Raw genomic sequence first — 24,342 nt, 5'->3', positions numbered from 1 at the left:
CAAAGTGTTTGAGGGGTCGTGTGGGGACGTGGCCAGTGCGGCCACGTCAGACCGTATCAAGATAAATCTCAACCTGTTCGCGATCGTCCAGTTCCGCCATGTAAAATAATTCCTGACGTTTGGTCGCGACATAGTTGCGGATCAGTTCGGGGGTGAAAATACGCGCGATATGCTCGTCCTTTTCAAAGCGCTCGATGGCGCTGTCCCACGTATTTGGCACTTGCGGCAGGTCCTGATTGTAGGCGCTGCCCTTGATGGGTTCGCATGGTTCGGAGCCATCGTCGATACCGTTCATCGCCGCCCCAAGGATGCCCGCGATCAGCAGGTAGGGGTTCACGTCGCCGCCCGCTACGCGATGCTCGATCCGGCGCGCGCGTGGATCGCCCGATGGGATACGAATCGCAGCGGTGCGGTTTTCGTAGCCCCAGCAGATGCTGGTCGGCGCGTGGTTGTCTGGGACCATGCGGTCATAGCTGTTGGCGTGCGGCGCAAATAGCAGAGTGCTGCCTTGCATCGCGTCCATGCACCCTGCCACCGCGTGACGCAAATAGGCGCTGCCTTGCTGGGAGCCGTCGTCAAAGATGTTCTGGCCATTGCGGTCGATGACCGAGAAGTGGGTGTGCATCCCGCTGCCTGAATAATCGACATAAGGTTTGGCCATAAAGCTTGCGGCAAAGCCGTAGCGGCGGGCCAGGCCCTTGACCAGCATCTTGAAGAGCCACGCATCATCGGCGGCGCGCAGGGCGTCGTCGCTGTGCATTAGGTTGATTTCAAACTGCCCCAGACCGGCCTCGGAAATGGCGGTGTCGGCGGGGATGTCCATCTCTTCGCACGCGTCGTAGAGATCGGTGAAGAACTTGTCAAACATGTCCAGAGCGCGGACCGAGAGGATCTCGGCGGCTTTGCGGCGCTTGCCCGAGCGCGGGCTCGCGGGGACTTGGAACGATTTGCCCGAGTCGTCGATCAGATAGAATTCGAGTTCGACTGCGACGACGGGTTTCAGGCCCTTTTCGTCATAACGTTCCAGCACGCGGCGCAGCGCGTGACGGGGATCCCCTTCGAACGGGCGGCCATCTTCGTGGAACATCCAAAGCGGAAGCAGGGCGGTTGGCCCTTCGAGCCACGGCATGGGGACAAAGCCGCGTTCGGTCGGTTTCAGAACGCCATCACGATCCCCCGTCTCGAACACAAGGGGGCTGTCGTCGATGTCTTCGCCCCAGATGTCGAGGTTCATCACAGACATGGGAAAGCGCGTGCCGCCTTCTACCACTTTGTCTGCAAATCGGGTTGGCACCCGTTTACCGCGGGGCTGACCGTTCAAATCTGCCGCGGCCACACGGATGGTGCGCACCATGGGGTGCTTGCGTAGCCAGTTTCTCATAAATCACCTGCGTTGCCCGTTCGTCGGGCTAATTTGATCAAATTCACTGTCTCTAAGAGCCGCGATGAAATCAAGAGCTATTGTTAGCGGATCAGGCGGGGGCGTAGCTTGACCTTCTGGCGCTGGTTCTGCGGCAGATGCCGGTTCAAGCGTTTGTTAATAAATCCGAAAATGCCTATCACGATCAGCGTCAGGATGATGAAGTACATCGCGAGGATCGGGTAGGGCACAAACGGGTTGAAGGTCTTGTCCGCAAAATAATTGGCGTAATATAGGGCATCGCCCATCTGTTTGAACGCGGGAAAGCCGCTGAAATAGACCAGCGCCGTCGCATGGAACAGAAAGATCGCCTCGTTCGTGTAGGCGGGCCATGCCAAGCGCAGCATCGTTGGCCAAACCACGCGTTTGAAGCGGGGCCAACCGGTCAGGCCATAGGCATCTGCAGCCTCCAGATCGCCCTTGGGAATTGACTGGAGCGCGCCATAGAAAATCTCGCCCGAGTAGGCGGCAGTGTTCAGCAGAAGCACGACTAGCGCGCCCATCCATGCCGAGGTCAGCGGATCAAAGAAACTGCTGACGCCCTTGAGGCTAAGGAACAGAAAGTAGGCAAAGAAGAACTGGATGAAGAGCGGCGAGCCACGGAAGATAAAGATCGTCCACTCAGCCGGTTTGCGGAACAGGGGGTTCGCGCTGTTCTTGCCCACGGCGAGCAATACGGCCAGCACGAAGCCCGCGATCAGGGCGAGTGTTCCAAAGTAGATGTTCTGCAGCATGCCCGATCCGATCAGGGTGAACTGCTGGCAAAGCGTGAAGTCCGAGCGCGGCAAGAGCCGCTCGCCTAGGCCGATGGATCGGAGGCCGTAATCCGCGATGGTTTGGAGACAGCTCATGCGGCGGCCCCTTTGCGCTGTGCCTCGCCGCCCGCGGTCGCTTGGCCGTGGGTCAGTTTGCGCATGATCCGGTCAAGGAAGACTTCGGACACTTTGGTAAAGCCGAGGTAGAAAATCAGAAGCACGAGGAAGTACCACAGGCGCCAGTCAGGGTGCGGATAGTCGGTGAAGCGGGCGGTCTTGGCACCGCCAAGTTCACGGGCCCAATACACGATATCTTCGACACCCAAGAGGAACAGAAGAGGGGTGGCCTTGATCAGAACCATCCAGAGGTTCCCAAGGCCGGGCAGAGCGTAGACCCACATTTGTGGCACCAGAATGCGCCAGAAGGTCTGGCGGGGCGTCATGCCATAAGCTTCGGCTGTTTCGAGCTGCGCGCGGGGCACGGCGCGCATAGCCCCGAGCATCACGTTGGCAGCAAAGGCGCCAAAGACGATGGCAAATGTCACCACGGCGAGGGTGAAACCGTACACTTCGTGAATCCATTGGGCCGCATTGCCCAAGGGCATTTTCGCGGCGGTGCAAACAACGAAGTCGTTGCCTTGGCGGATCGGTTCGTCCCAGTCGGGGCACTTCACCTGATGGCGCAGCCACTCGATGCCCTGATCCAAAGCGATCACGAAGAACAAGAAGAACGCAATGTCCGGAACCCCGCGGACAATGGCGATGTAGATTTTCCCAAGCCAGCTAATCGGCGTGAACGAAGACCGCGCCGCCGAAGCGCCAGCAAAGCCAAAAAGCAACGCAGCGGGGGCCGTGATTGCCAGCAGCAAAAGCACGGTGCCAAAGGAATAGTAGAAGGCCATATGCTTGCCGGTCGTGAGGTAACAGGCGAGCCACTGGAATTGGCCAAGTGTGTCGGGGTCGGTGCAGAAGCTGAAAATGGCGGGCCTCTTGGCGAGGTCTGGATGTGAGTATTTCTGGCAAAAAGAAGGGAGGGGCGTGCCCTCCCTTCGGAGCGATTAGAAGGTTGCCGAGTCGGGCAGCCACTTGACGATCAGCTCGTTCAGAGTGCCGTCAGCTTTCATCGACTGGATCGCTGCGGTGAACTTGTCACGCAGTTCGCTGTCGGACTTGCGGATGCCAAGGCCGATGCCGCCACCGATCAGGACGTCTTCACCGGTCAGCTCGAGATCAGCGTTTTCCTCTGCGATGGGCGCGAGGAAGGCTTTGTCGGCGAGCACTGCGTCAGCTTCGCCGTTGCGGACGGCTGCGACGGTTTCGTCAGGCGACGCGAATTCCAGCAGGGTCGCGCCCGAGTCGGTGATGTGGCTGGCCTGAATGGTGCTGGCCTGCGCTGCGATCACGCCACCGGTGAAATCCACATCCGCGCCAGCCATCGCCATGTAGGCAGAGGGGTCGGGCTGGGTGTAGTTTTCGGTGAAGTCGATTTTTTCCATGCGCTCTTCGGTGATCGACATGCCAGCGATGATGGCGTCGTAGTTGCCCGAGACGAGGTTGGGTATGATCGAATCCCAGTCGTTGGTGACCCACTCGCAGTTCAGCTCTGCACGCTTGCACAGCTCGTCACCCAGTTCGCGCTCGAAGCCATCCACTTCGCCCGCATCGTTGATGAAGTTGTACGGAGGGTAGGCGCCCTCGGTGCCCAGACGGACAACATCGCCATGGCCTGCAGCGAACAGGCTGGTGGCTGACAGAGCCAGCGCGGCGCTGGTGATGATTAGTTTTTTCATTTGGTTAACTCCCCTTGAGTGTTGTTCAGGCAGCTGTCGTATGGCTTAGGAATTGCTGCAGCCGCTCTGATTTGGGCGCCCCGAATAGGGTTGCGGGATCGCCCTGTTCTTCGATCAGGCCTTGGTGCAAGAACACGACATGATCGGAAACATCGTGGGCCATTTTCATGTCATGGGTGACGATGATCATGGTCCGGCCCTCTTCGGCGAGGGCTTTGATGACGCGCACCACTTCTTGTTCCAACTCGGGATCTAGTGCGGAAGTGGGTTCGTCAAAGAGAAGAGCTTTGGGTTCCATGCACAGGGCACGGGCAATCGCCGCGCGCTGCTGCTGTCCGCCGGACAGTTGCGCGGGCCACGCATCGCATTTGTCGCCGATGCCGACCTTGTCCAGATACATGCGAGCTTTTTGTTCAACCTCGGCCTTGTCGCGTCCCAGAACGGTCACGGGGCATTCCATGACATTTTCAAGGATCGTCATGTGGGACCAGAGGTTGAATTGCTGGAACACCATCGAAAGGTTGGTGCGGATCCGCATGATCTGCTTGGCGTCAGCTGGACGACGGGCCAGTTCTTGGCCCTTCCATTTTACGGGCTCGCCTTCGAACAGGATTTCGCCCTTCTGGCTGTCTTCCAACAGGTTGGCGCAACGCAGAAGCGTGGACTTGCCCGACCCCGAAGAGCCGATCAGCGAAATGACATGTCCGCCCGGGGCGGTGATGTCGACACCCCGCAGAACCTCTAGCTCGCCGTAACGCTTGTGAAGGTTGCGGATTTCGATAACTGGTTGATTATTGACCACAAGAACCCTGATGGTTGCATTTGGAATGAGCGATAGTAACGCTGATAACGCCGTGAAATGCAACGGTTGGTCAAATTTGACCCTAGGTCAAACGGTAATTTCACCTGCAACGGATTGAAAGATGGGCGCGGGGCTATCCCAGAAGGTGATCAGTCACCCTGTACCCGCTGACGGGCAAGGGCACTGTCCATATCCGAAACCCCCAAAAAGCGCGAGACGGTCCGCAGAAGGGCGTCTTCGGCTTCGTCCCGTTTGCCGTCAGCCAGCACGACCTTCCATAGGGATTCGATCACCCCGAGACGGTGTTCATAGGCGACGCCCTGCTTGATGGCTGTGGTGAATTTGACGGTGTCGGGCGCTTCGGCCTCTAGCTGCTCTGCGTCGTGACGCAAGGCAGAGGCATCGTCTGCGCTGAGCCCGTAGCGTTCGGCGACAATGCTGTCGATCAGCTCGATTTCCGATTTTTGGTAATCCTCGTCCGAGCGGGCGATCCGCACGAGCAAAGCAGTCAAAGCAAGACGCGAATCCCCTTCGGTCAGGGGATCAACGGCAGGTTCGGTTAGGCGGCGTAGGAAATCGGCAAACATAATGATGATATAGGCGGGACAACTGGCCCCGCCAAGGTGTGATTACATGGAGGCGAGTGCGTGTTCGCGGGCGATCTGCGACTCGGCACGGCGAATGCCGAAGCCGCGGCGCGCGCTGTTCAGCAATTCGTCCAAGCCGCGCGTGCGGGTGTCACTGGTCAGAACGACCTCCCAAAGACCGCTCAGAACGCCAAAACGCTCTTCTGGGTCCAGCGCGTCGCGGATAGCTGTGATCATGGACTGAGGATCAATCTCGGCGCGTTCCAGCTTCTCGCCTTCGGCGCGCAGTTTCATGGCTTCGATGACGTTCAGGCCAAAGTGGCGGGCGAGGCTGCGATCAATCGCTCGGATTTCGTCGTAGCTGTAGGTGCCTTCGGATTTGGCCGCACGAACAAGTAAAGCGGCGACAGCCGTGCGGCTGTCATAGGTCGGCGCTGCATCAGCAGGGGCGGCAAAGAGTGTTTTCAGGCTGGCAAACATTGGGAACGCTCCACTTTCAGAACCGTGTGTCTTGGGTGGATAACGCTGTGGTTGCGAAAAAGTTTCGGGGCCACCCACAGAAAGTGAGCGGCCCCGTTAATTCTGGCTTTCAAGCTTGATGGATTACACCAAACGAGAGCTTTCCTTTGCTGCGCGCACGAAGTCGCGGAACAAGGGGTGCGGCTGGAACGGCTTGGACTTCAGTTCAGGGTGGAACTGGACGCCGATGAACCACGGGTGATCCTTCCATTCGACGATCTCGGGCAGGCGCCCATCGGGCGACATGCCAGAGAAGCTAAGGCCGCAAGCCTCGAGCTGTTCACGATATTTGGTGTCGACCTCATAGCGGTGGCGGTGACGCTCTTCGATCTGGGTCGCGCCGTAGATTTCTGCCACTTTGGAGCCTTCGGCGAGAGTCGCGTTGTATGCGCCAAGGCGCATGGTGCCGCCCTTGTCGTCCTTGACCGAACGCTCGACCTTGTGATTGCCCTGCACCCATTCTTTCAGGTGGTACACAACGGGGGTAAAGCGCTTCTGACCGGCTTCGTGGTCAAACTCTTCCGAGCCCGCATCGTCCACTTTGGCCACGTTACGGGCCGCTTCGATCACTGCCAGCTGCATGCCAAGGCAGATGCCGAGGTACGGCACTTTGTGTTCGCGGGCGAACTGGGCCGCTTTGATCTTGCCCTCTGTGCCACGCTCGCCAAAGCCGCCGGGCACGAGAATCGCGTCGTAGCCTTCGAGGTGGGGCGCGGGATCTTCGCGGTCAAAGATTTCCGAGTTCACCCACTCGACCTTGACCTTCACACGGTTGGCCATGCCTCCGTGGGTCAGCGCTTCGGCGATCGACTTGTAGGCGTCTTCTAGTTGCACATACTTGCCCACGATCGCGATTTTGACTTCGCCCTCCGGGTTGTAGATGCGGTCCGCGACATCGTTCCAACGCGCCAGATCGGGCTTGGGCGCGGGGCTGATCTGGAAGGCGTCTAGGACGGCCTGATCCAGACCTTCGCGGTGATAGGCCAGAGGCGCTTCGTAGATCGATTTCAGATCCTGCGCGGCGATCACGGCGTCGGGGCGCACGTTACAGAATAGGGCCAGCTTTTCGCGCTCTTTCGCGGGAATCGGGCCTTCGGAACGGCAGACCAGAATGTCGGGCGCCAGACCGATCGAACGCAGCTCTTTGACGCTGTGCTGTGTCGGCTTGGTTTTCAGCTCGCCCGACGCCTTGATGAATGGCAGCAGGGTCAGGTGCATGAACAAGCACTGGCCACGGGGCTTTTCGTTGGCGAACTGGCGGATTGCTTCGAAGAAGGGCAGGCCTTCGATGTCGCCGACGGTGCCACCGATTTCACACAGCATGAAATCAACTTCGTCTTCGCCGATCGAAATGAAGTCCTTAATTTCGTTCGTGACGTGGGGAATCACCTGAATAGTTTTGCCCAGATAGTCACCGCGGCGCTCTTTCTCGAGAACGTTCGAATAGATGCGGCCCGACGAGACCGAGTCGGTCTTGCGTGCTGCCACACCGGTGAAACGCTCGTAGTGTCCCAGATCGAGGTCGGTTTCGGCCCCGTCGTCGGTGACAAACACTTCGCCGTGCTCGAAAGGCGACATCGTGCCGGGGTCAACGTTCAGATAGGGGTCCAGCTTGCGCAAGCGGACCGAGTATCCGCGCGCCTGAAGCAAAGAGCCAAGCGCCGCCGAGGCAAGACCTTTGCCCAACGAACTCACAACGCCACCAGTGATGAATATGAATCGCGCCATTCGGTCTGCGCTCCCGTGATGTTCCGCCAAAAAGCAATGCCCGTGCGATCCCGAAGAATCGCAGCATCACGGGGTTTGAGCCTTAGCGGATTCGCAAAGTTTTAGCAACCGGACCTCAAGATGCTGTTAGGTCCGGTTCGCTATGTTCTAATGGTTGTAGCTTAGTTGGCCGAGGGCACCAAAGGAGCGTCCGACGAGGACGGCGGCAGCAGGTCAGAGCCTGCAGGTGCATCGGATTGCTCTTCGGTTGCGGTGGGGGCGGTGCCACCCAAGCGGTCCAGAACAGAGCTGTCAGACGAATTGCTTGCTGCGATCACGGTCAGGGCGATCGAGGTGCAGATGAATGCAGCCGCCAGAGCCCAAGTGATTTTTCCCAGAGCGGTCGCAGCTGCGCGGCCGGACATTACGCCACCGACACCGCCGCCACCGCCGCTGCCCATGCCAAGGCCGCCGCCTTCGGACCGCTGCATCAGAACGATACCGATCAGAGACAGTGCCAGAATGAGGTGGATAATCAGAACGACGTTTTCCATGAAGGACCTGCAGCAACTCTTTTGTTGTCCGCCCATGTAGGGAAAATCGGCGCGGGGGGCAAGCCGTGTGGCCCAGACTTTCGCCAAATCCGCTGAAAACAGCCGTAAGGATAGTGTGAACGGCGTTACTAACCCTGTTTAACTGGCCCTGCGGCTTATGGATGCGCCGGATCGGCGCAAATAGAGGTTTCGCCTGCTCAAGCACATCGCTATAGGAGGCACGGTTTGAAGATCTGACAATAGGGGATCCCTTATGGCCAACGTTGTGGTTGTCGGCGCTCAGTGGGGCGATGAAGGCAAAGGCAAGATCGTGGACTGGCTGTCCGAACGCGCAGACGTGATCGCGCGCTTTCAAGGCGGACACAACGCCGGCCATACGCTGGTGATCGATAGCAAAGTTTATAAATTGCACGCGCTGCCTTCGGGTGTTGTCCGCGGCGGCAAGCTGTCTGTGATCGGGAACGGCGTGGTTCTGGACCCCTGGCACCTGATCAAAGAGATCGAGACTGTACGCGCGCAGGGCGTCGAGATCACACCCGAGACTCTGATGATTGCGGAAAACACCCCGCTGATCCTGCCGTTCCACGGTGAACTGGACCGCGCCCGCGAGGAAGCAGCCAGCAAGGGCACCAAAATCGGCACCACCGGTCGCGGCATCGGCCCCTGCTACGAAGACAAAGTGGGCCGCCGTGCCATCCGCGTCGCCGATCTGGCCGACCGCGCGACCCTCGAGGCGCGTGTAGACCGCGCGCTGCAGCACCACGACCCCCTGCGCAAAGGTCTGGGCATCGAAAGCATCGACCGCGAAGCGCTGATCGAACAGCTGGCCGAGGTTGCCAAAGACATCCTGCCTTACGCCGCACCCGTCTGGAAGGTCCTGAACGAGAAGCGCAAGGCCGGTAAGCGAATCCTTTTCGAAGGGGCGCAGGGCTCTTTGCTGGACATTGACTTCGGCACCTATCCCTTTGTGACCTCGTCGAACGTGATCGCAGGTCAGGCATCGACTGGTGTGGGCATCGGCCCGGGCTCGATCGACTACGTTCTGGGCATTGTCAAAGCCTACACCACACGCGTGGGCGAAGGCCCATTCCCGACCGAACTCGAGGATGAGGACGGCCAGCGTCTGGGTGAGCGCGGCCACGAATTCGGCACCACCACTGGCCGCAAACGCCGCTGTGGGTGGTTTGACGCCGCTCTGGTCCGCCAGACCTGCGCGATTTCGGGCATCAATGGCATCTCGCTGACCAAGCTGGACGTTCTGGACGGCTTCGAAACTTTGAAGATTTGCGTTGGGTATAATCTGGACGGCGAACAGCTGGACTACCTGCCCACCGCAGCTGACGAGCAGGCCCGCTGCACCCCGATCTACGAAGAAATGCCCGGCTGGTCGGAATCGACCGAAGGCGCACGCTCGTGGGCAGACCTGCCGGCCAACGCGATCAAATACGTCAAGCGCGTCGAAGAGTTGATCGAGTGCCCCGTCGCACTATTGTCCACTTCACCTGAACGCGATGACACAATCCTAGTAACAGACCCGTTTGCTGACTGATGGCCCTAAGCTATAAGACACGCCGCCGCCTTTCCTTGTTGATCCTGCTTTTGGGTCTGCCGGGCTATGTGGTGGTGGCGGTCACGATCATGAGCACGATCGACCGTCCGCCGCTCTGGTTGGAATTGCTGATCTACATCGGGCTCGGGATTCTGTGGGCGCTGCCGTTCAAGGCTGTCTTCAAGGGGATTGGTCAATCCGACCCAGACGCACCGCCAAAACGGTTCGACGACGATAAATAGATGCGAAGGGGCTGCAATTTTGTAGCCCTTTTTTGTTGTGCGCGATTTTCTACCCTGAATTGTTTGGGAACACATGACAGAGTGTTCTCAAAGGGATAGGCTGACCTCATTCATTCAGAGGATTTGAAATGAGACAGATTCCCCGCAAGGCCCTGACCCTCACTCTGGCGCTGGGGCTGTCCGGCTGTATCGTGATCCCGATCCCGAACGTCCGAGACAAAGCACGTTACTGTACCGTCGAAAATGCTTATAGCGTGGCCCGCGAAACCGGCGCTGGCTTGCAAGATGTCTGCGGCGAAACGAACGCCGAAGCGCGCGCCATGGCGACGGACCGCGGCCTGAAATACTACGAGCTGTCGCGCAAGATCGAGCTCTACCAAGAACTGCTAGATGATCCAAAGCTCGAGAGCGTTCTGGCCAATGCACCGGAGCCCATTCCAAACTTCCTGCTGCGCGAGAAGATCAAGCGGCTCATTGCAGAGCGCCAGCAATATGCCATGGCGCCGGTCGTGATTCCCGCCTCTTAAGCGCGGATGTTGGTCATGAAATAGAAAAAGGCGGCTCCATTCGGGCCGCCTTTTGCGTGGTGTCGTAGAAATGGCTTATTCGCCGGACGCCATGGCGCGCGGCTGATACCGGATCGTCTCGGTGACCGTAAAACGACCGCCCTGCAGTTTCGAGATTTTCTCTTCGCGCAGCAGCTGGCCAAAGGCCCGCAGCGCATCCTCTCGGCTGAGCCCATCTTCCATCACCGACTTCAATAGCGTCATGACCTGCGGGCGGGTAAAGGGATCGCGGCCCTGAACACAAGCAGTGTAGGCCGCTGCCGCTTCGAGCAATTCCGGCAGGTTCGTCGCGCCTTTTTCCTCGGCGTAGGCAGCAAAGTTTGGGCGATCCCGGCGCGCGGCTTCGTCCGAGCCGCTCGATATGCGGCGGGGGACGATCGGCGTCGATTTGGATGTGTCGACGCGCTGTTCTTCGACCAAACGCAAGGGAGCTTCGCTCGGGCGGGGGCGCTCGGCGCGGCTGCTTTCACTGACTTGTGGGCGGCGCGGACGGATGATCTCTTTGGTTTCCGGAATGGGCTCGGGCTTGATCAGTGGTGTCGCCGCCGTTTCAGCTTCGGGCAAGTCCCGTTTGCGCACCACATTCTTCTCGGCGCGAGTCGCTGCGACCGCGGCCTTCAGATGTGCCAGCGCAGTGCGGCGGCGGTTGCTTTCAGGCGCATCCATCTCGGTCTTGGCTTTTTCCAGCAGGCGTGCTTCGGCGTCTTCGCTGGTGTCAGCCTGTTCCAAAAGCTCTCTGCCGGCAGGGCGCTCGTCGCGGACGATGATCTCTTCAGGTTCTTCCGCTTCGGGTTCTTCTGTCGGTGTCTCCGCAAGCGGATCCATTTCGGCTTCGACTTCAGCGAGCGCGCGCATCAGGTCGGCTTCGTCCTCGTCGCTCAGGGCGCTTTCGGCTTTGGCTGCAGTCTCCTGAGCGTCTTCTTCGCTTAGCGCCTTGGCCATGTCCGAGCGCTTGAGACGCAGTACACGTACGCGGCGGGGGCGATCATCGTAGGCAGCTTCGTCGTCTTGCTCTTCGATCTCTTCGGCTTTTTCGGCTGCAGGGACGGTTTGCTCGACTTGGATAACTTCGGTGCTGACTTCGATTTCTTCGACGACTTCGGCCGTTTCCTCTTCGGTGATGATGTCGGTCAGGTCGAGTGTGTCGTCTTCGGGGGCATCCTCACCAGCAGCTATTTCGGAGGCCGCTACGATTTCTGTCTCATCGGCGGCTTCGTCTTCGTCGTGGGTCAGGTTTCCCAAGACACTCGCGATGCGAAGGGCATCTTCGTCGTCCTGATTTTTGTCTTGCGCATCATCGTTGGTAGTGATCGCTTCCTCAGCCTCAGCCTCAGCCTCAGCCTCAGCCTCAGCCTCAGCCTCAGCCTCAGCCTCAGCCTCAGCCTCAGCCTCAGCCTCAGCCTCAGCCTCAGCACGTGCTGCGGCTTCGGCTGCTGCAATGGCTTCTAGATCAAAGCTTGCGGGCAGGGTGAAAGTCGGGACCTCTTCGGCCTCTTCCTCAAAGCCGTCATCGGTGGCGACTTCTGCCACCTGCGGTTCGGCTTCGATTTCCTCTTCACTTTCGGGCTCTGCGGCGACATCTTCTTCCGCTTCCGCTTCCGATTCTTCGGCCAGCAGGTTCTCGACCGCGTCGGCGTCGTCATCTGCCTCGGCGGTCAGGTCGACAGGTTCGTCCTGAACTTCGGAAGCCAGAACGTCTTCATCGGCTTCTTCCGGCGCATCTGCAGGTTCTTCGTGGTTGGCGGCTGGCTCGTCGATTTCCTCTGCTGCCATGACAGGGGTAGCGTTCATCACAGTGAGCGGTGCGTCGTCGCCAAGGTTCTCGTTGCTATCATCAAGGCCGCTGGCGGTTTCGTTGTTCATCAGAGCGCGGATGCGGCGCAATTTGGCCGCAACGCTGGCGGCTTCTGCAGCTTCTGCGGCGCGGCTTTTCTGGTTTGCAATTTGCTCTTCGGTGAACGCGACGGGTGCAGCAGAGGGCTGTTTGTATTTGCGTGCCGGTTTGGCTTTGACAGGTGCAGGCTCTGGCGCAGCTTCTGTTGTGACCGAGGGCTCGGGTTGCGGCTCTGGCTCGGCAGCCTTGGCGATGGGCGCTTCGGCTTGCGGCGCGGTGGCCTGAGCGGGCGCTGGTTGTTGCACCGGCGCGGTGATCTGGCTCTCTGCGCGCAGGACAATCCCGCCCTGTTCGGTGCGTGCTTCGACCCGGCGGGCGATTTCACGCTCCGCGATACGGGCCAACATATCTGCATCTGGGGTCGGGGGCTCTGCTCCGAAATACCGGTCCTCTGCGGCGAGATCCCGGAAATATTCGGCAATCGCCTTCATCGTGTCGAAAGACTCATCGAACCCCTCTAGGGTGCATGAGAACGTCCCATACGACACGGTGAGAATTTTGTTGTTGCCTACCATCTCTCGCTCGCTTCCTTTCGTTAGCAGAACTGTGAATACCACTTACAAAGTTGGGAAACGGATCAAAACAAAGGTCATTCCAGTATAAATCCGTGGCTCAAATGTGGCGAGTTTCTAAAAAAGATACAATAAAGGCATTATGGCAGTAATTGTTTGTTATGACGAGCCAGTAGCGCTGATTGGAGGGGGTCGTGTGACCTCTGAGGACGTCGCTTGGGCCCGAAAATATGCAAAACGCTTGATCGCGGCCGATGGGGGTGCGGATCAGGCGCTGGGATTAGGGTGGGTTCCTGACGCCGTGATCGGGGATTTCGATTCGGTTTCCGACGTGGCGCGCGAAAAAGTCGGGCCCAACAGGCTATTTCCAATATCAGAACAAGATAGCACGGATTTCGATAAATGTCTCCGGAACGTGGCGGCACCTATGATTCTGGGTCTCGGGTTCACGGGGCGGCGACTTGACCACACGTTAGCGGCGTTCTCGACCCTTTGCGCGCGGGCGAATGTGCTGTGCCTGCTCTTGTCCGAAGAAGAGGTTATCTTTCTTTGCCCGCCTGAGTTGGCGTTGGATATGCCAGAGGGGACGGCGTTTTCGCTGTACCCCATGGGGCCGGTACAGGGTCGGTCGACTGGATTGGTTTGGCCGATTGATGGCATTCCAATGCAGCCGGATGGGCGTGTTGGGACCTCAAATCGCGTGGATCAGGCTGGCCGGGTAAGCTTGACGATGGAAGGGCCGCGCATGCTGGTTATTTTGCCGCGCGGCTGTGCTGACGCTGCGGTTGCGGCGTTGAACCAGAGCACGCGTTGGCCATAGGTCAGCGCGGCGGCGTCGGTTTGTTCAGTTTCTGATCGCGGGCACGCTCGCGGGCAAAGACGTATAGGCCAGACCCCACGATGATCGCGATCCCCAGCCACGTCAGACCGTTCGGCAATTCGTCAAAGATAAGGTAGCCCACGGCCGTCGCTGACACGATCTCGAGGTATTGCAGGGGCGCGATAGTTGCTGCAGGAGCATGGCGCAACGCAAACGTGATCGAAATGTGGGAGATGGTCGCCATAACGCCGACCCCAAGCAGGGTCCAGACCGCCAGCCCGTTGGGCCAGACGGGGTCCAGCGCTGCGATCCCGCTTCCGTCGTAAAACCACAGCACGGGCGTGATCAGGACGGATGCTGCGACGGCGGTATGCAGCTGCGTGGTCACGGGATGCAGTCTTTGCGACATCATGCGGGTCAGGATCATGTAGATCGCAAAGCAAAATGCAGTCCCCAGCGGGAACAGAGCAACCGGCCCGACATTGCTGAAGCTAGGTTGGATAATCAGAAGTGCCCCGCCAAAGCCGACCACACAGGCCACAATCCGGCGCATACCGACTTCCTCTTTCAGGAACAGCGCGCCGAGAAGTGTCAGGATAAATGGCTCAACAAAAAAGATTGAAATCGCGCTGGCCAGAGGCATCTCGCGGATCGCTGTAAAGAACATCCAAGTCGCGAGCAGAAGCGATCCCGCGCGCACGAAATGCATGCCCACAGAGCGTCGATCCGGCAGAGCAAAGTTCCCCATCAGCACCGCGAGCGGCGCCAACAGCACGATTTGCAGCACAAACCGCGCCGTGATGATTTGCGCGGCTGGGATTTCGGCAGGTGTGGCTTTGGCAAAGGCATCCATGATGGGGGCCAAAAGGCAGAAGCCCACCATGTAGAGGATACCAAGGAGTGTGCGGTCGTTCGCCAATGCGGTCTCAGCAGTTCGGGATGTTGACGGCGAGCCCCCCAAGAGAGGTTTCTTTGTATTTCTCGCTCATGTCATGGCCGGTTTGGCGCATTGTTTCAATACAGGCGTCAAGCGGGACCAGATGCTTGCCGTCGCCGCGTAGGGACAGGCTGGCCGCGCTCACCGCCTTGATCGCGCCAAGGCCGTTGCGTTCAATGCAGGGCACCTGCACCAAGCCTTTGACCGGATCGCACGTCATCCCGAGGTGGTGCTCCAGCGCGATTTCGGCCGCGTTTTCAATCTGCTCGGTCGTGCCGCCCATCACGGCGCACAGCCCCGCAGCCGCCATGGCGCTTGCGCTGCCAACCTCGGCCTGACAACCAGCTTCGGCTCCGCTGATGCTGGCGTTGAATTTAACCAAGCCGCCAATCGCAGCCGCGGTCAGCAGGAATTCGGGGATGCGCGTGCGCGTCGCGCCCGGCACGTGGTCCAGCCAATAACGTATGGTCGCGGGCAACACGCCTGCCGCGCCGTTCGTTGGGGCCGTCACGACCTGACCGCCCGCCGCGTTCTCTTCGTTCACGGCCATGGCGTAAGTGCTCATCCAGTCGTTGATCGTATGCGGCGCGGTCAGGTTCATTCCGCGCTCGGCCATCAGTGCGTTGTAAATTCCCGCCGCGCGGCGACGCACATTCAGACCACCGGGTAGGATCCCTTCGTTCGCGAGCCCACGGTTGATACATCCGTCCATCACCTGCCACAGGGCATCAAGGCCGCGATCTACCTCGGCATGGCTCCGGCGGGTCAACTCGTTCGCCTTCTTCATCTCGGCAATCGTTTTGCCGGACTTTGCGGCCATTTCCAGCATCTCGGCAGCAGACTTAAAGGGGTAGGGAACAGGGGCGCCCTCATCCTTGTCTGCACCATGCTCCAACTCGTCAGCCGTCAGGACAAATCCTCCGCCGATCGAGTAGTAGGTCTCTTGCAGAATGACGTCGCCTTGTTTGTCGGTCGCCATCAGGATCATACCGTTCGCGTGTCCGGGCAGGTTTGGACCGTAGTCGAACTTCAGGTCATCTTTTGGCGCAAAGACCATTTCGGGCAGGTCTGGTGGATTGATGCGGCCCGTGGTTTCAATCTCGGCCATTACCTCTGCGGCGCGGTCGGCGTCAAACTCGGCAGGCGTGAAACCGGCAAGGCCGAGAATGGTCGCGCGGTCTGTGTGGTGACCTACGCCTGTGAAAGCCAGAGATCCGTGAAGCGATGCCTTTAGACCATCTGCGGTAAAGGGGGCTGCCCGCAGCAATTCCAGAAAGCGGCCCGCAGCCACCATGGGGCCCATGGTGTGGGAAGACGAGGGGCCAACCCCGATCTTGAAGACATCAAAGACCGAAATAAACATGCATCCTCCAATCGGGCAAATCGCGCAGTCTGATCTCAGCATGACCCAGCGCGCAGAGCCAAACCGCTCTAAATACGACCGTCCCAAGTGGGATGGCGTCACGCCTTCATAGCTTGGCCCAAACCCAGTCAAAATCGCAGCCTCGGCAACTCCGCTCTTGCGGTTTCGGGCGATGCGCTGAGCTTTGCCCGCTTCTTTTTGCTGAAAATACTCAATGCGCAGTCGCCGACGCCCTTGGTGAAGTGAAAGAAGAAGCTGCTGTCAAACCAGCGAAAGCAGCGAGTCAGTCTAGCCTGATACCTCAAGTTATCTATGAAACGCTGCGGAAAGCGGCCTTCGCACTCGCGAAGCAGGGGGAACCATTCTATAAGCAGGACAAACAGTATGGAGTCTGTCGATGACCGGAGAACTTTCGCCTATTGATAAGGCAAAATTCGTCGCGGCCAAACGAGCGGTTGAGTTTGTAGAAGATGGTATGCGTGTGGGGCTCGGAACCGGCAGTACGGCAGCCTGGATGGTGCGATGTCTCGGGGAGCTTGTCCGCGAACATGGGCTGCGGGTGACAGGCATTCCCACATCGACACGCACCGCAGAACTTGCCCGCAATGTGGGGATCAAGGTCGTGTCTCTGGACGAGGCGAAGTGGCTGGACCTGACCATCGACGGCGCAGACGAATTCGACGGCGATCTGAACCTGATCAAAGGCGGCGGCGGCGCGCTCCTGCAGGAAAAGATTGTGGCGACGGCCAGCGACCAGATGGTTGTGATCGCGGACGCGGCCAAGGGGGTTGATACCTTGGGTGCTTTCCCATTGCCGGTCGAGGTCATTCCCTTTGGCTGGCAAACCAGCAAAGCCCTGATCGAAGAGATGGTCGCGAGCCTTGATGTGATGGGCAGCCAGACCGCGCTGCGCATGAATGGCGACACGCCCTACATCACCGACGAAGGCAATTACATCATTGATTTGCATCTGAAACGCATAGGAAATGCGCGTCAGCTCGCAATGGTGTTGAATCAGGTGCCTGGTGTGGTTGAAAACGGGCTGTTCATTGATATCTGCGATCGGGTGGTCATCGGATACGGCGACGGTCGTGTCGAAACCCGGGACATTAACAACGGCACCGTCGAAGAGTCGCTGATCGAGTTTGTCGAGTCCGACAACCTCTTTCGCGACATTTGAACAGGCGCCGACAGAGAGAGAGTAAGAGATGGATTTCGACTACGATCTGTTCGTGATCGGCGGAGGGTCGGGCGGTGTGCGCGCGGCCCGCGTCGCGGCAGGCGAAGCAGAGGCCAAGGTTGGCCTGGCAGAGGGCGATCGCTACGGCGGCACCTGCGTGATCCGGGGCTGTGTACCCAAGAAGCTGATGGTGTTCGCAAGCGAATACAGCGGTATGGCAGACGAAGCCGAGGCGTATGGCTGGCAGGCCAGCATCACCGACTTCAACTGGGGCACTTTCAAGGGCAAGTTGAACGCAGAACTCGATCGCCTCGAAGGAGTCTATCGTAAATTGCTGGCTGGCTCTGGCGTCGACACATTTGACCAGCGCGCGCGGATCGCGGATGCACATACGGTTGAACTGGCTGACGGCACCCAAAAGACCGCCAAAACAATCCTGATCGCCACCGGCGGCACGCCCATGCGCCCCGATATTCCGGGTGTGGAGCTGGGGATTGTGTCGGACGATATCTTCCATCTGGATGAGCTGCCCAAGAAGATGCTGATCGTCGGCGGTGGCTACATTGCTTGTGAATTTGCCTGCATCATGAACGGCCTTGGCGTCGAAGTGACCCAATACTACCGCGGTGCGCAAATCTTGCGCGGCTTTGACGACGAAGCGCGCGGCCTGATCGCTGACGAAATGGTCGCCAACGGCATCAAACTTCACACCGGCACCAACGTGCTGGAGATGAAGGAAGAGAACGGCCAGATCTGGACCAAAGCGACCAACGGCGACACCAACACCTATGACAAAGTGATGTTCGCGACCGGCCGTCTGCCTGCGACCACGAACATGGGTCTCGAAGAGGTCGGCATTGAACTCGGCCGCTCGAACGAGGTGATCGTGGACAAGTACAGCCAGACCGCTGTGCCATCGATCTACGCGATTGGCGACGCGACCAACCGGGTGAACCTGACACCCGTTGCGATCCGCGAAGGCATGGCCTTTGTCGAAACGGTGTTCAAAGGCAACAAGACCGCTGTCGATCACGACCTGATCCCCAGCGCTGTCTTTACCCAGCCCGAGATGGGCACTGTCGGCCTGAGCGAAGAGGCCGCAGCGGCGCAGGAACCGATCGAAGTCTATGTGACATCGTTCCGCCCAATGCAGACCGCCTTTGCGGGCAGTCAGGCGCGCGTCCTCATGAAGTTGATTGTCAGTCAGGAAACCCGCAAGGTGCTGGGGTGCCATATCGTCGCGCCCGGGGCGGGCGAAATGATCCAACTTGCGGGGATCGCCGTTAAAATGGGTGCAACCAAAGAGGACTTTGATCGCGTGTGCGCCGTACACCCGACCATGTCCGAAGAACTTGTGACCATGCGGAATCCAACCCGCACGGCTTGAATTCTCAGGCTTTGCCCTCACCTTAGGGCAAAGCCTAACAGAAAAACGAAAGGGAAGAGGCTATATGGCTGGAAACGGGAGCGGCCCCTGGGGCGGCGGAGGCTCTGGTGGCGGTGGCAACCGCGGATCGAACGGAGGGGGTGGCGACAACAATGGCCAGCGTCCTCCTAAGGGCAATGACCAAATCCCCGAAATCGACGAACTGGTGAAAAAGGGCCAAGAGCAGCTGCGCGTCCTGATGGGCGGTCGCGGTGGCAACGGTGGCTCGACCGGTGGTGGCAATGGCGGCGGCGGACCAAGCTTGGGCCGCGGCACCATTGGGCTCGGCGTATTGGCGGCAGTTGCCTTGTGGGCGTTCGGCAGCTTTTACACCGTGAAACCCGAAGAACAGTCTGTTGAACTGTTCCTTGGCGAATATTACAGCACTGGCAATCCTGGTCTGAACTTCGCGCCTTGGCCGCTGGTGACTGCAGAAGTTATCAATGTGACCTCGGAACGGACCGAAGACGTGGGCGTCTCGCGCGGCGGAAATGGCAATGGCCTGATGCTGACCACTGATGCAAACATCGTGGACATCGACTTCCAAGTCGTTTGGAATATCAACGACCCCGCGAAATTGCTGTTCAACATCCGTGATCCCCAGTTGACGGTTCAGGCTGTGTCCGAGTCGGTCATGCGCGAAATCATCGCGGCCTCGACCCTTGCGCCGATCCTGAACCGTGACCGTGGTCTGATTGCGGATACCGCAATGCAGAACATTCAAGCGACGCTGGACGAATATGACAGCGGCATCAGCGTTGTGCGTGTGAACCTTGATCGTGCAGACCCGCCGAGCGAAGTGATTGATGCCTTCCGCGAAGTGCAGGCTGCTGAGCAAGAGCGTGATCGTCTGCAGCGTCAGGCGGATGCCTATGCGAACCGTGTTCTGGCGGAAGCCCGCGGTGAAGCGGCTCAGACCCTCGAAGAGGCCGAAGGCTACCGTGCCCGCGTAGTGAACGACGCCTTGGGTGAAGCATCGCGCTTCAGCGCTGTTTTGGCCGAGTACGAGAAAGCGCCCGAAGTGACCCGCCGCCGTCTCTATATCGAGACGATGGAAAAGGTCCTTGGCAGTGTCGACAAGACCATTCTGGACGAGGCGCTGGTCAGCGGTGAAAACGGCGGCAATGTCGTGCCTTACCTGCCGCTTAATGAACTGAATCGAAACAGCTCGCAGGGAGGTAACTAAGATGCGTAAATCAGCCATCATCCTGCCCGCCATCGTCGTCGTTATCGCGGTTATTCTGTCCTCGCTCTATGTGGTCGACGAACGCGAGAAGGCGCTTGTCTTGCAGTTCGGTCAGATCAAAGCGGTCAAGGAAGAGCCCGGCCTCGCGATCAAGATTCCGCTGATCCAAGACGTTGTGAAATATGACGATCGCATCTTGTCTCTGGACACCGATGTGATCGAGGTCACGCCGTCGGATGATCGTCGTTTGGTCGTTGACGCATTCGCGCGCTACCGCATCGCCGATGTCGTGCAGTTCCGTCAGGCCGTTGGTGTAGGGGGCATTCGTGCCGCCGAAGACCGCCTGAGCTCGATCTTGAACGCGCAGATCCGCGAAGTCCTGGGTGCTGATCAGGTCACCTCGGACACCATCCTCTCCGAGGAGCGCGGCTCGCTGATGCTGCGTATTCGCGACAACGCCCGTGTCCAAGCGCGTAGCTTGGGTCTGGACGTGGTGGACGTGCGCCTGAAGCAGACCAACCTGCCGATGCAGAACCTTGAGGCCACCTTTGCCCGTATGCGCGCCGAGCGTGAACGCGAAGCCGCTGACGAGATCGCCCGTGGTAACGAAGCGGCGCAGCGTGTGCGTGCGACCGCAGATCGTACCGTGGTGGAAACCCTGTCCGAGGCAGAGCGCGAAGCGCAAATCGTTCGCGGTGAAGCTGACGCGCAGCGGAACAATGTGTTCGCCGAAGCATTTGGCGCTGACCCAGAGTTCTTTGCCTTCTACCGGTCTTTGCAGGCCTATGAGAACGCCCTTCAGGGTGGCAACAGCAGCATGGTGATGACTCCGAACAGCCAGTTCTTTGACTATCTGAAGAACGACAATCCAGAGGCCGGAGCCAACTGATGCAAACTGCCATTCTGGCCATAGGGCTGGTTCTGGTGATCGAGGGGCTGGCCTATGCGCTGGCCCCTTCGCTTATTGAGCGTATGCTCGAAGCCATGAGGCAGCTGTCGACAGAAGACCGCCGGATGATGGGTTTGGCGGCGATGGCGGTCGGTGTCGCGCTGGTTGCGATAACCTTCGATGCCTTGCCGCAGTGAAGTTTCATCTCATCACATCGTCTTGAGATAATCTTACCGGCCTTTGTGTTGCGTTAACGCGACCCTAGGTGTTCAACAATGCACACGGCTCGTGTTCCAGAAGGAGACCCCAATTGAATTCCCAGACTCAGACGATTGCACGCCGCAGCACGACTTCGGCTCGGATGGTTGTCATGGCGGGGCTGGTCGCGGTTATGACGATGGCCCAAGGTCTAGCGACCACCGTCAAAGCGGCCCCCGATAGCTTTGCCGATCTTGCCGAGCAAGTCAGTCCTGCGGTGGTGAACATCACCACGTCGACCATGGTCGAGGTCAATACCGGCCCCGGTCCTCAGGTGCCCGAAGGTTCGCCCTTCGAAGACTTTTTCCGCCAGTTCCAGAACCCGAACGGTCCCCAGCAGCCGCGTCGTAGCTCGGCCCTCGGGTCTGGCTTCGTGATCAGCGAAGACGGCTTTGTGGTGACCAATAACCACGTGATCGAAAACGCAGACGAGATCATGATCGAATTCACCAGTGGCAAGAATTTGGCCGCAGAGGTGATTGGCACTGATCCCAAAACCGATATTGCCCTCCTGAAGGTAGAAGCCGAAGAGCCGCTGCCGTTTGTGCCCTTCGGTGACAGCGACACCGCCCGCGTCGGCGACTGGGTGCTGGCCGTTGGCAACCCGCTGGGGCAGAGCTTCTCTGTGTCGGCTGGTATCGTCTCGGCCCGCAATCGCGAGCTGTCGGGCAGCTATGATGACTACATCCAGACCGACGCAGCGATCAACCGCGGCAATTCCGGCGGCCCGCTGTTCAACATGACTGGTGAAGTCGTTGGTGTGAACACCGCGATTCTTTCGCCCAACGGTGGCTCAATCGGCATTGGTTTCTCGATGGCATCCAACGTCGTGTCCAAAGTTGTCGATCAGCTGCAAGAGTTTGGCGAAACCCGCCGTGGCTGGCTGGGTGTCCGCATTCAGGACGTGACGCCTGATGTGGCCGAAGCAATGGGCCTCGAAGAGGCTAAGGGTGCTCTAGTCACCGACGTACCTCCGGGTCCTGCCGAGGATGCTGGCATTCTGGCAGGCGATGTGATCACCAGCTTTGACGGTGTCGAAGTCGAAGACACCCGTAGCTTGGTCCGTCAGGTCGGCGATACCCCCGATGGCAAAGCAGTCCGCGTGGTCGTGTTCCGCGAAGGCAAGAGCCAGACCATTCTGGTGACGTTGGGCCGCCGCGAAACAGCCGAAGGCAGCGAAGCTACCGCACCTGCGGAAATGGCTGAACCGTCGAGCGCCGAAGTTCTAGGCATGAGCCTGTCGGAATTGACCGACGAAGTACGCTCGGAACTGGAACTGCCGCCCGCAAGCAAAGGCCTGGTCATCACAGAGGTCGCAGAAGATAGCGAAGCCTATGAAAAGGGTCTGCGTGCAGGCGACGTAATCACTGAGGCTGGCCAGCAGCCGATCGAAGCGATCGATGACCTGCAAACCCGCATCGAGGAAACCCGCGATGCTGGCCGCAAGTCGCTGCTGTTGCTGATCCGCCGCATGGGCGAGCCACGCTTTGTCGCGCTGACCGTCGAACAGGACTAATCTGGTCTGCGCCAAAAAAAACAGGGAGGAGGGCGCGTACTTCGGTCGCGCCCTTTTTTACGTTTACCGGGCTGACGGTCGCGTCTCGGCAACGCCGAATTCTTCTCGGCCATAGGCGACAAGCCCCAGTTGCCGCGCAGCGCGCATACTCAGGACATCGCTGTCCAGCCCGAAATCCCGTTGAAAAGACTGGATGGCCCGCTTGGTTCGAATGTCTAAAACCCCGTCAGGGTTTCCCCGCAAATAGCCCCGCAATTCCAGCGCCCGTTGTAGCGATGCGATGAAGTCTGGGGTCAAATCCTTTTCGCAAGGTGTCTCGAACCACTGCTCTCCGCGGTCCTGCACAATCTCTTGCCGCGTGGTGGTGCGATAGACGGGCGGCTGGGGGGTGCCGTCTGGCAAAGTGCTGGCCGGTGCCACAAGGATATCTTCGGTCACAGTCTCAATGACGGCCGGGGTGAACTCCACCCCCCAGCAGGTTCCGGGGGCTGCCCCCGCCGGACCATCACTGTGATACCCGATGCTGTCGGGCTCGGACAGGTAAGCTGTTGTAATCACTCCGCCGCCGCAGCCTTGGACCAGCATCGCGAGTCCCAGCGAAAACAGCTGTAAATTTAACCTTGTCACCACTCTTCCTCGACCGTGTGTTCACCGGTTTTCAGGCAAAGATACCTTGAAACAATGACTTGGCCTAGTCCAGTGATCCTGCGCCGATTTTCCTACTGGCGAGACCCGTCTTCATTGTCTAGGTACTAAAGAGGACTTGAAAGGGAAGACCAGCAAGATGGCGAAAATTACATACATCGAGCATAACGGCACACAGCACGTGGTCGATGTGGCGAATGGCCTGACCGTGATGGAAGGCGCGCGCGACAACGGCATTCCGGGGATCGAGGCAGACTGCGGCGGGGCTTGCGCCTGCTCGACCTGCCACGTTTACGTTGCCCCCGACTGGGTTGAAAAGCTGCCTGCAAAAGACCCGATGGAAGAAGACATGCTGGACTTCGCCTACGAGCCCGATCCTGCACGCTCGCGTTTAACCTGCCAGATCAAGGTGTCTGACGCGCTCGACGGTCTTGTTGTGCAAATGCCCGAGAAGCAAATCTGATGCTGCGCTCGGTCACACTGGCTCTGGCCCTTGGGGCATCGCCGGCACTGGCCGAGACAATCACGTGGGCGGGCTATGATGGCCCGACCACGCGCTATGATCATGAGGTCCTTGGCGATCCGGTCGAATACACCAAGCTGATCGTGCGCACGGACGAGGATCGCGAATTCTCGCTCGAATGGGCCAAGCAGATCGTGTTCGAAGACACCGAGCCGCTCATCGTTGATCTCGACAACGACGGCAGCGCCGAACTTCTGACGGTCGAAAGCCACGAGGAACTCGGCTCGCGCCTTGCGATTTACGGTATCTCGACAGGCACATTGTCGATGCTAATCGCGACCCCCTTTATCGGCAGAAAGCACCGCTGGCTCGCGAAGATCGGCGCAGAAGATCTGGATGGCGACGGCAACATGGAAATTGCCTATATCGACCGCCCGCATTTGGACAAAACCCTGCGCATCTACCGCTATACGCGGATCGAACATTCAAAGACCGAGAGCACGGTGCGTCTGACGCCCATCGCGGACCAAGATGGCCTGACCAACCACCAGATCGGGTGGCCTTATATCGTTGGTGGCATCCGCACATGCGAAGGGGACGGCACGCCCGAGATCGTCACTGCAAATGGCGACTGGAGCCAAGTCATCGCGACCACTTTGGTCGATGGTGAACTCAAATCGCGCCGTCTTGCGAAATACGAAGACCCCCAAACGATTCAGAGCGCGCTTTCCTGCGCGCCCTGATCTTCATCTCGGCAAAAAT

The 24,342-nt window shown here is 59.0% G+C and carries 25 protein-coding genes; 12 read left to right on the top strand and 13 right to left on the bottom strand.

The window, feature by feature from the left end:
• Positions 1-46: 46 nt before the first annotated feature.
• The 9 genes from BM225_RS04700 to secG all read right to left on the bottom strand — a co-directional run bounded on the left by BM225_RS04700 (position 47) and on the right by secG (position 8,134).
• The gene (locus BM225_RS04700) at positions 47-1,381 is read right to left on the bottom strand and encodes a glutamine synthetase family protein (RefSeq protein WP_072707324.1); all 1,335 of its coding nucleotides are present in this window, start codon (positions 1,379-1,381) and stop codon (positions 47-49) included.
• Between the two features lie 83 nt (positions 1,382-1,464).
• Complete coding sequence (locus BM225_RS04695; protein ID WP_072707322.1) at positions 1,465-2,271, bottom strand: ABC transporter permease; 807 nt, start codon at positions 2,269-2,271, stop codon at positions 1,465-1,467.
• Entirely contained in the window at positions 2,268-3,077 is an 810-nt protein-coding gene (locus BM225_RS04690; protein WP_245780414.1) for an ABC transporter permease, read from the bottom strand. The genes BM225_RS04695 and BM225_RS04690 overlap by 4 nt, the downstream gene beginning before the upstream one ends.
• Positions 3,078-3,233: 156 nt before the next feature.
• On the bottom strand, positions 3,234-3,965 hold the full coding sequence (locus BM225_RS04685) for a transporter substrate-binding domain-containing protein (protein ID WP_072707317.1): 732 nt from the start codon (positions 3,963-3,965) through the stop codon (positions 3,234-3,236).
• 25 nt (positions 3,966-3,990) lie between these two features.
• A complete protein-coding gene (locus BM225_RS04680) occupies positions 3,991-4,767 on the bottom strand; it encodes an ABC transporter ATP-binding protein (protein ID WP_072707315.1) in 777 nt (258 codons plus the stop codon).
• A gap of 149 nt (positions 4,768-4,916) precedes the next feature.
• A complete protein-coding gene (locus BM225_RS04675; RefSeq protein ID WP_072707313.1) occupies positions 4,917-5,354 on the bottom strand; it encodes a tellurite resistance TerB family protein in 438 nt (145 codons plus the stop codon).
• Between the two features lie 42 nt (positions 5,355-5,396).
• Complete coding sequence (locus BM225_RS04670) at positions 5,397-5,834, bottom strand: tellurite resistance TerB family protein (protein ID WP_072707311.1); 438 nt, start codon at positions 5,832-5,834, stop codon at positions 5,397-5,399.
• A gap of 123 nt (positions 5,835-5,957) precedes the next feature.
• Positions 5,958-7,601, bottom strand: a complete 1,644-nt coding sequence (locus BM225_RS04665; RefSeq protein ID WP_072707309.1) for a CTP synthase — start codon at positions 7,599-7,601, stop codon at positions 5,958-5,960.
• A 161-nt stretch (positions 7,602-7,762) separates the two neighbouring features.
• Positions 7,763-8,134: a preprotein translocase subunit SecG gene (gene secG, locus BM225_RS04660; protein ID WP_072707306.1), complete on the bottom strand. Its 372-nt coding sequence runs from the start codon at positions 8,132-8,134 to the stop codon at positions 7,763-7,765.
• A 253-nt stretch (positions 8,135-8,387) separates the two neighbouring features.
• Here secG and BM225_RS04655 point away from each other — a divergent pair, with 253 nt between their 5' ends.
• From BM225_RS04655 to BM225_RS04645, 3 genes are all read left to right on the top strand, one after another.
• Complete coding sequence (locus BM225_RS04655) at positions 8,388-9,683, top strand: adenylosuccinate synthase (RefSeq protein WP_072707304.1); 1,296 nt, start codon at positions 8,388-8,390, stop codon at positions 9,681-9,683.
• Complete coding sequence (locus BM225_RS04650) at positions 9,683-9,925, top strand: DUF2842 domain-containing protein (protein ID WP_072707302.1); 243 nt, start codon at positions 9,683-9,685, stop codon at positions 9,923-9,925. The genes BM225_RS04655 and BM225_RS04650 overlap by 1 nt, the downstream gene beginning before the upstream one ends.
• A 128-nt stretch (positions 9,926-10,053) precedes the next feature.
• Positions 10,054-10,452, top strand: a complete 399-nt coding sequence (locus tag BM225_RS04645; RefSeq protein WP_072707300.1) for a hypothetical protein — start codon at positions 10,054-10,056, stop codon at positions 10,450-10,452.
• Between the two features lie 75 nt (positions 10,453-10,527).
• Here the strand turns inward: BM225_RS04645 and BM225_RS04640 are convergent, their stop codons facing one another.
• Positions 10,528-12,900 (bottom strand): hypothetical protein, encoded by a 2,373-nt coding sequence (locus tag BM225_RS04640; RefSeq protein ID WP_092463885.1) that lies wholly within the window; start codon positions 12,898-12,900, stop codon positions 10,528-10,530.
• A 139-nt stretch (positions 12,901-13,039) separates the two neighbouring features.
• Here BM225_RS04640 and BM225_RS04635 point away from each other — a divergent pair, with 139 nt between their 5' ends.
• Positions 13,040-13,717: a thiamine diphosphokinase gene (locus tag BM225_RS04635; RefSeq protein ID WP_092463882.1), complete on the top strand. Its 678-nt coding sequence runs from the start codon at positions 13,040-13,042 to the stop codon at positions 13,715-13,717.
• A 1-nt stretch (position 13,718) separates the two neighbouring features.
• Here BM225_RS04635 and BM225_RS04630 read toward each other — a convergent pair whose 3' ends face one another.
• Positions 13,719-14,636, bottom strand: a complete 918-nt coding sequence (locus BM225_RS04630; RefSeq protein WP_245780412.1) for a DMT family transporter — start codon at positions 14,634-14,636, stop codon at positions 13,719-13,721.
• Between the two features lie 7 nt (positions 14,637-14,643).
• Positions 14,644-16,017 (bottom strand): L-serine ammonia-lyase, encoded by a 1,374-nt coding sequence (locus BM225_RS04625; RefSeq protein WP_072707225.1) that lies wholly within the window; start codon positions 16,015-16,017, stop codon positions 14,644-14,646.
• Positions 16,018-16,414: 397 nt separating this feature from the next.
• Between BM225_RS04625 and rpiA the strand changes: the two genes are divergently transcribed.
• From rpiA to BM225_RS04595, 6 genes are all read left to right on the top strand, one after another.
• Positions 16,415-17,197: a ribose-5-phosphate isomerase RpiA gene (gene rpiA, locus BM225_RS04620; protein WP_072707223.1), complete on the top strand. Its 783-nt coding sequence runs from the start codon at positions 16,415-16,417 to the stop codon at positions 17,195-17,197.
• Positions 17,198-17,225: 28 nt separating this feature from the next.
• On the top strand, positions 17,226-18,584 hold the full coding sequence (gorA, locus tag BM225_RS04615) for a glutathione-disulfide reductase (protein ID WP_072707221.1): 1,359 nt from the start codon (positions 17,226-17,228) through the stop codon (positions 18,582-18,584).
• Positions 18,585-18,648: 64 nt separating this feature from the next.
• Positions 18,649-19,809: an FtsH protease activity modulator HflK gene (gene hflK, locus BM225_RS04610; protein ID WP_072707219.1), complete on the top strand. Its 1,161-nt coding sequence runs from the start codon at positions 18,649-18,651 to the stop codon at positions 19,807-19,809.
• Between the two features lies 1 nt (position 19,810).
• Positions 19,811-20,698, top strand: coding sequence for a protease modulator HflC (gene hflC, locus BM225_RS04605; protein WP_072707217.1), 888 nt, complete (start codon positions 19,811-19,813; stop codon positions 20,696-20,698).
• Positions 20,698-20,895 (top strand): DUF2065 domain-containing protein, encoded by a 198-nt coding sequence (locus BM225_RS04600; RefSeq protein ID WP_072707215.1) that lies wholly within the window; start codon positions 20,698-20,700, stop codon positions 20,893-20,895. Before hflC ends, BM225_RS04600 begins: the two co-directional genes overlap by 1 nt.
• Before the next feature lie 113 nt (positions 20,896-21,008).
• Entirely contained in the window at positions 21,009-22,472 is a 1,464-nt protein-coding gene (locus BM225_RS04595; RefSeq protein ID WP_420809845.1) for a DegQ family serine endoprotease, read from the top strand.
• Between the two features lie 63 nt (positions 22,473-22,535).
• Here BM225_RS04595 and BM225_RS04590 read toward each other — a convergent pair whose 3' ends face one another.
• Entirely contained in the window at positions 22,536-23,099 is a 564-nt protein-coding gene (locus BM225_RS04590) for a peptidoglycan-binding domain-containing protein (protein WP_245780411.1), read from the bottom strand.
• A 157-nt stretch (positions 23,100-23,256) separates the two neighbouring features.
• Between BM225_RS04590 and BM225_RS04585 the strand changes: the two genes are divergently transcribed.
• Positions 23,257-23,580: a 2Fe-2S iron-sulfur cluster-binding protein gene (locus tag BM225_RS04585; RefSeq protein ID WP_072707211.1), complete on the top strand. Its 324-nt coding sequence runs from the start codon at positions 23,257-23,259 to the stop codon at positions 23,578-23,580.
• Positions 23,580-24,323, top strand: coding sequence for an FG-GAP repeat domain-containing protein (locus tag BM225_RS04580; protein ID WP_072707209.1), 744 nt, complete (start codon positions 23,580-23,582; stop codon positions 24,321-24,323). The genes BM225_RS04585 and BM225_RS04580 overlap by 1 nt, the downstream gene beginning before the upstream one ends.
• Positions 24,324-24,342 lie beyond the last annotated feature (19 nt).

This window comes from Donghicola eburneus, assembly GCF_900115865.1.
Classification (GTDB): domain Bacteria; phylum Pseudomonadota; class Alphaproteobacteria; order Rhodobacterales; family Rhodobacteraceae; genus Donghicola; species Donghicola eburneus.
The sequence above is the reverse complement of the archived record's forward strand: the minus strand, read 5'-3'. Positions and strand labels throughout refer to the sequence as shown.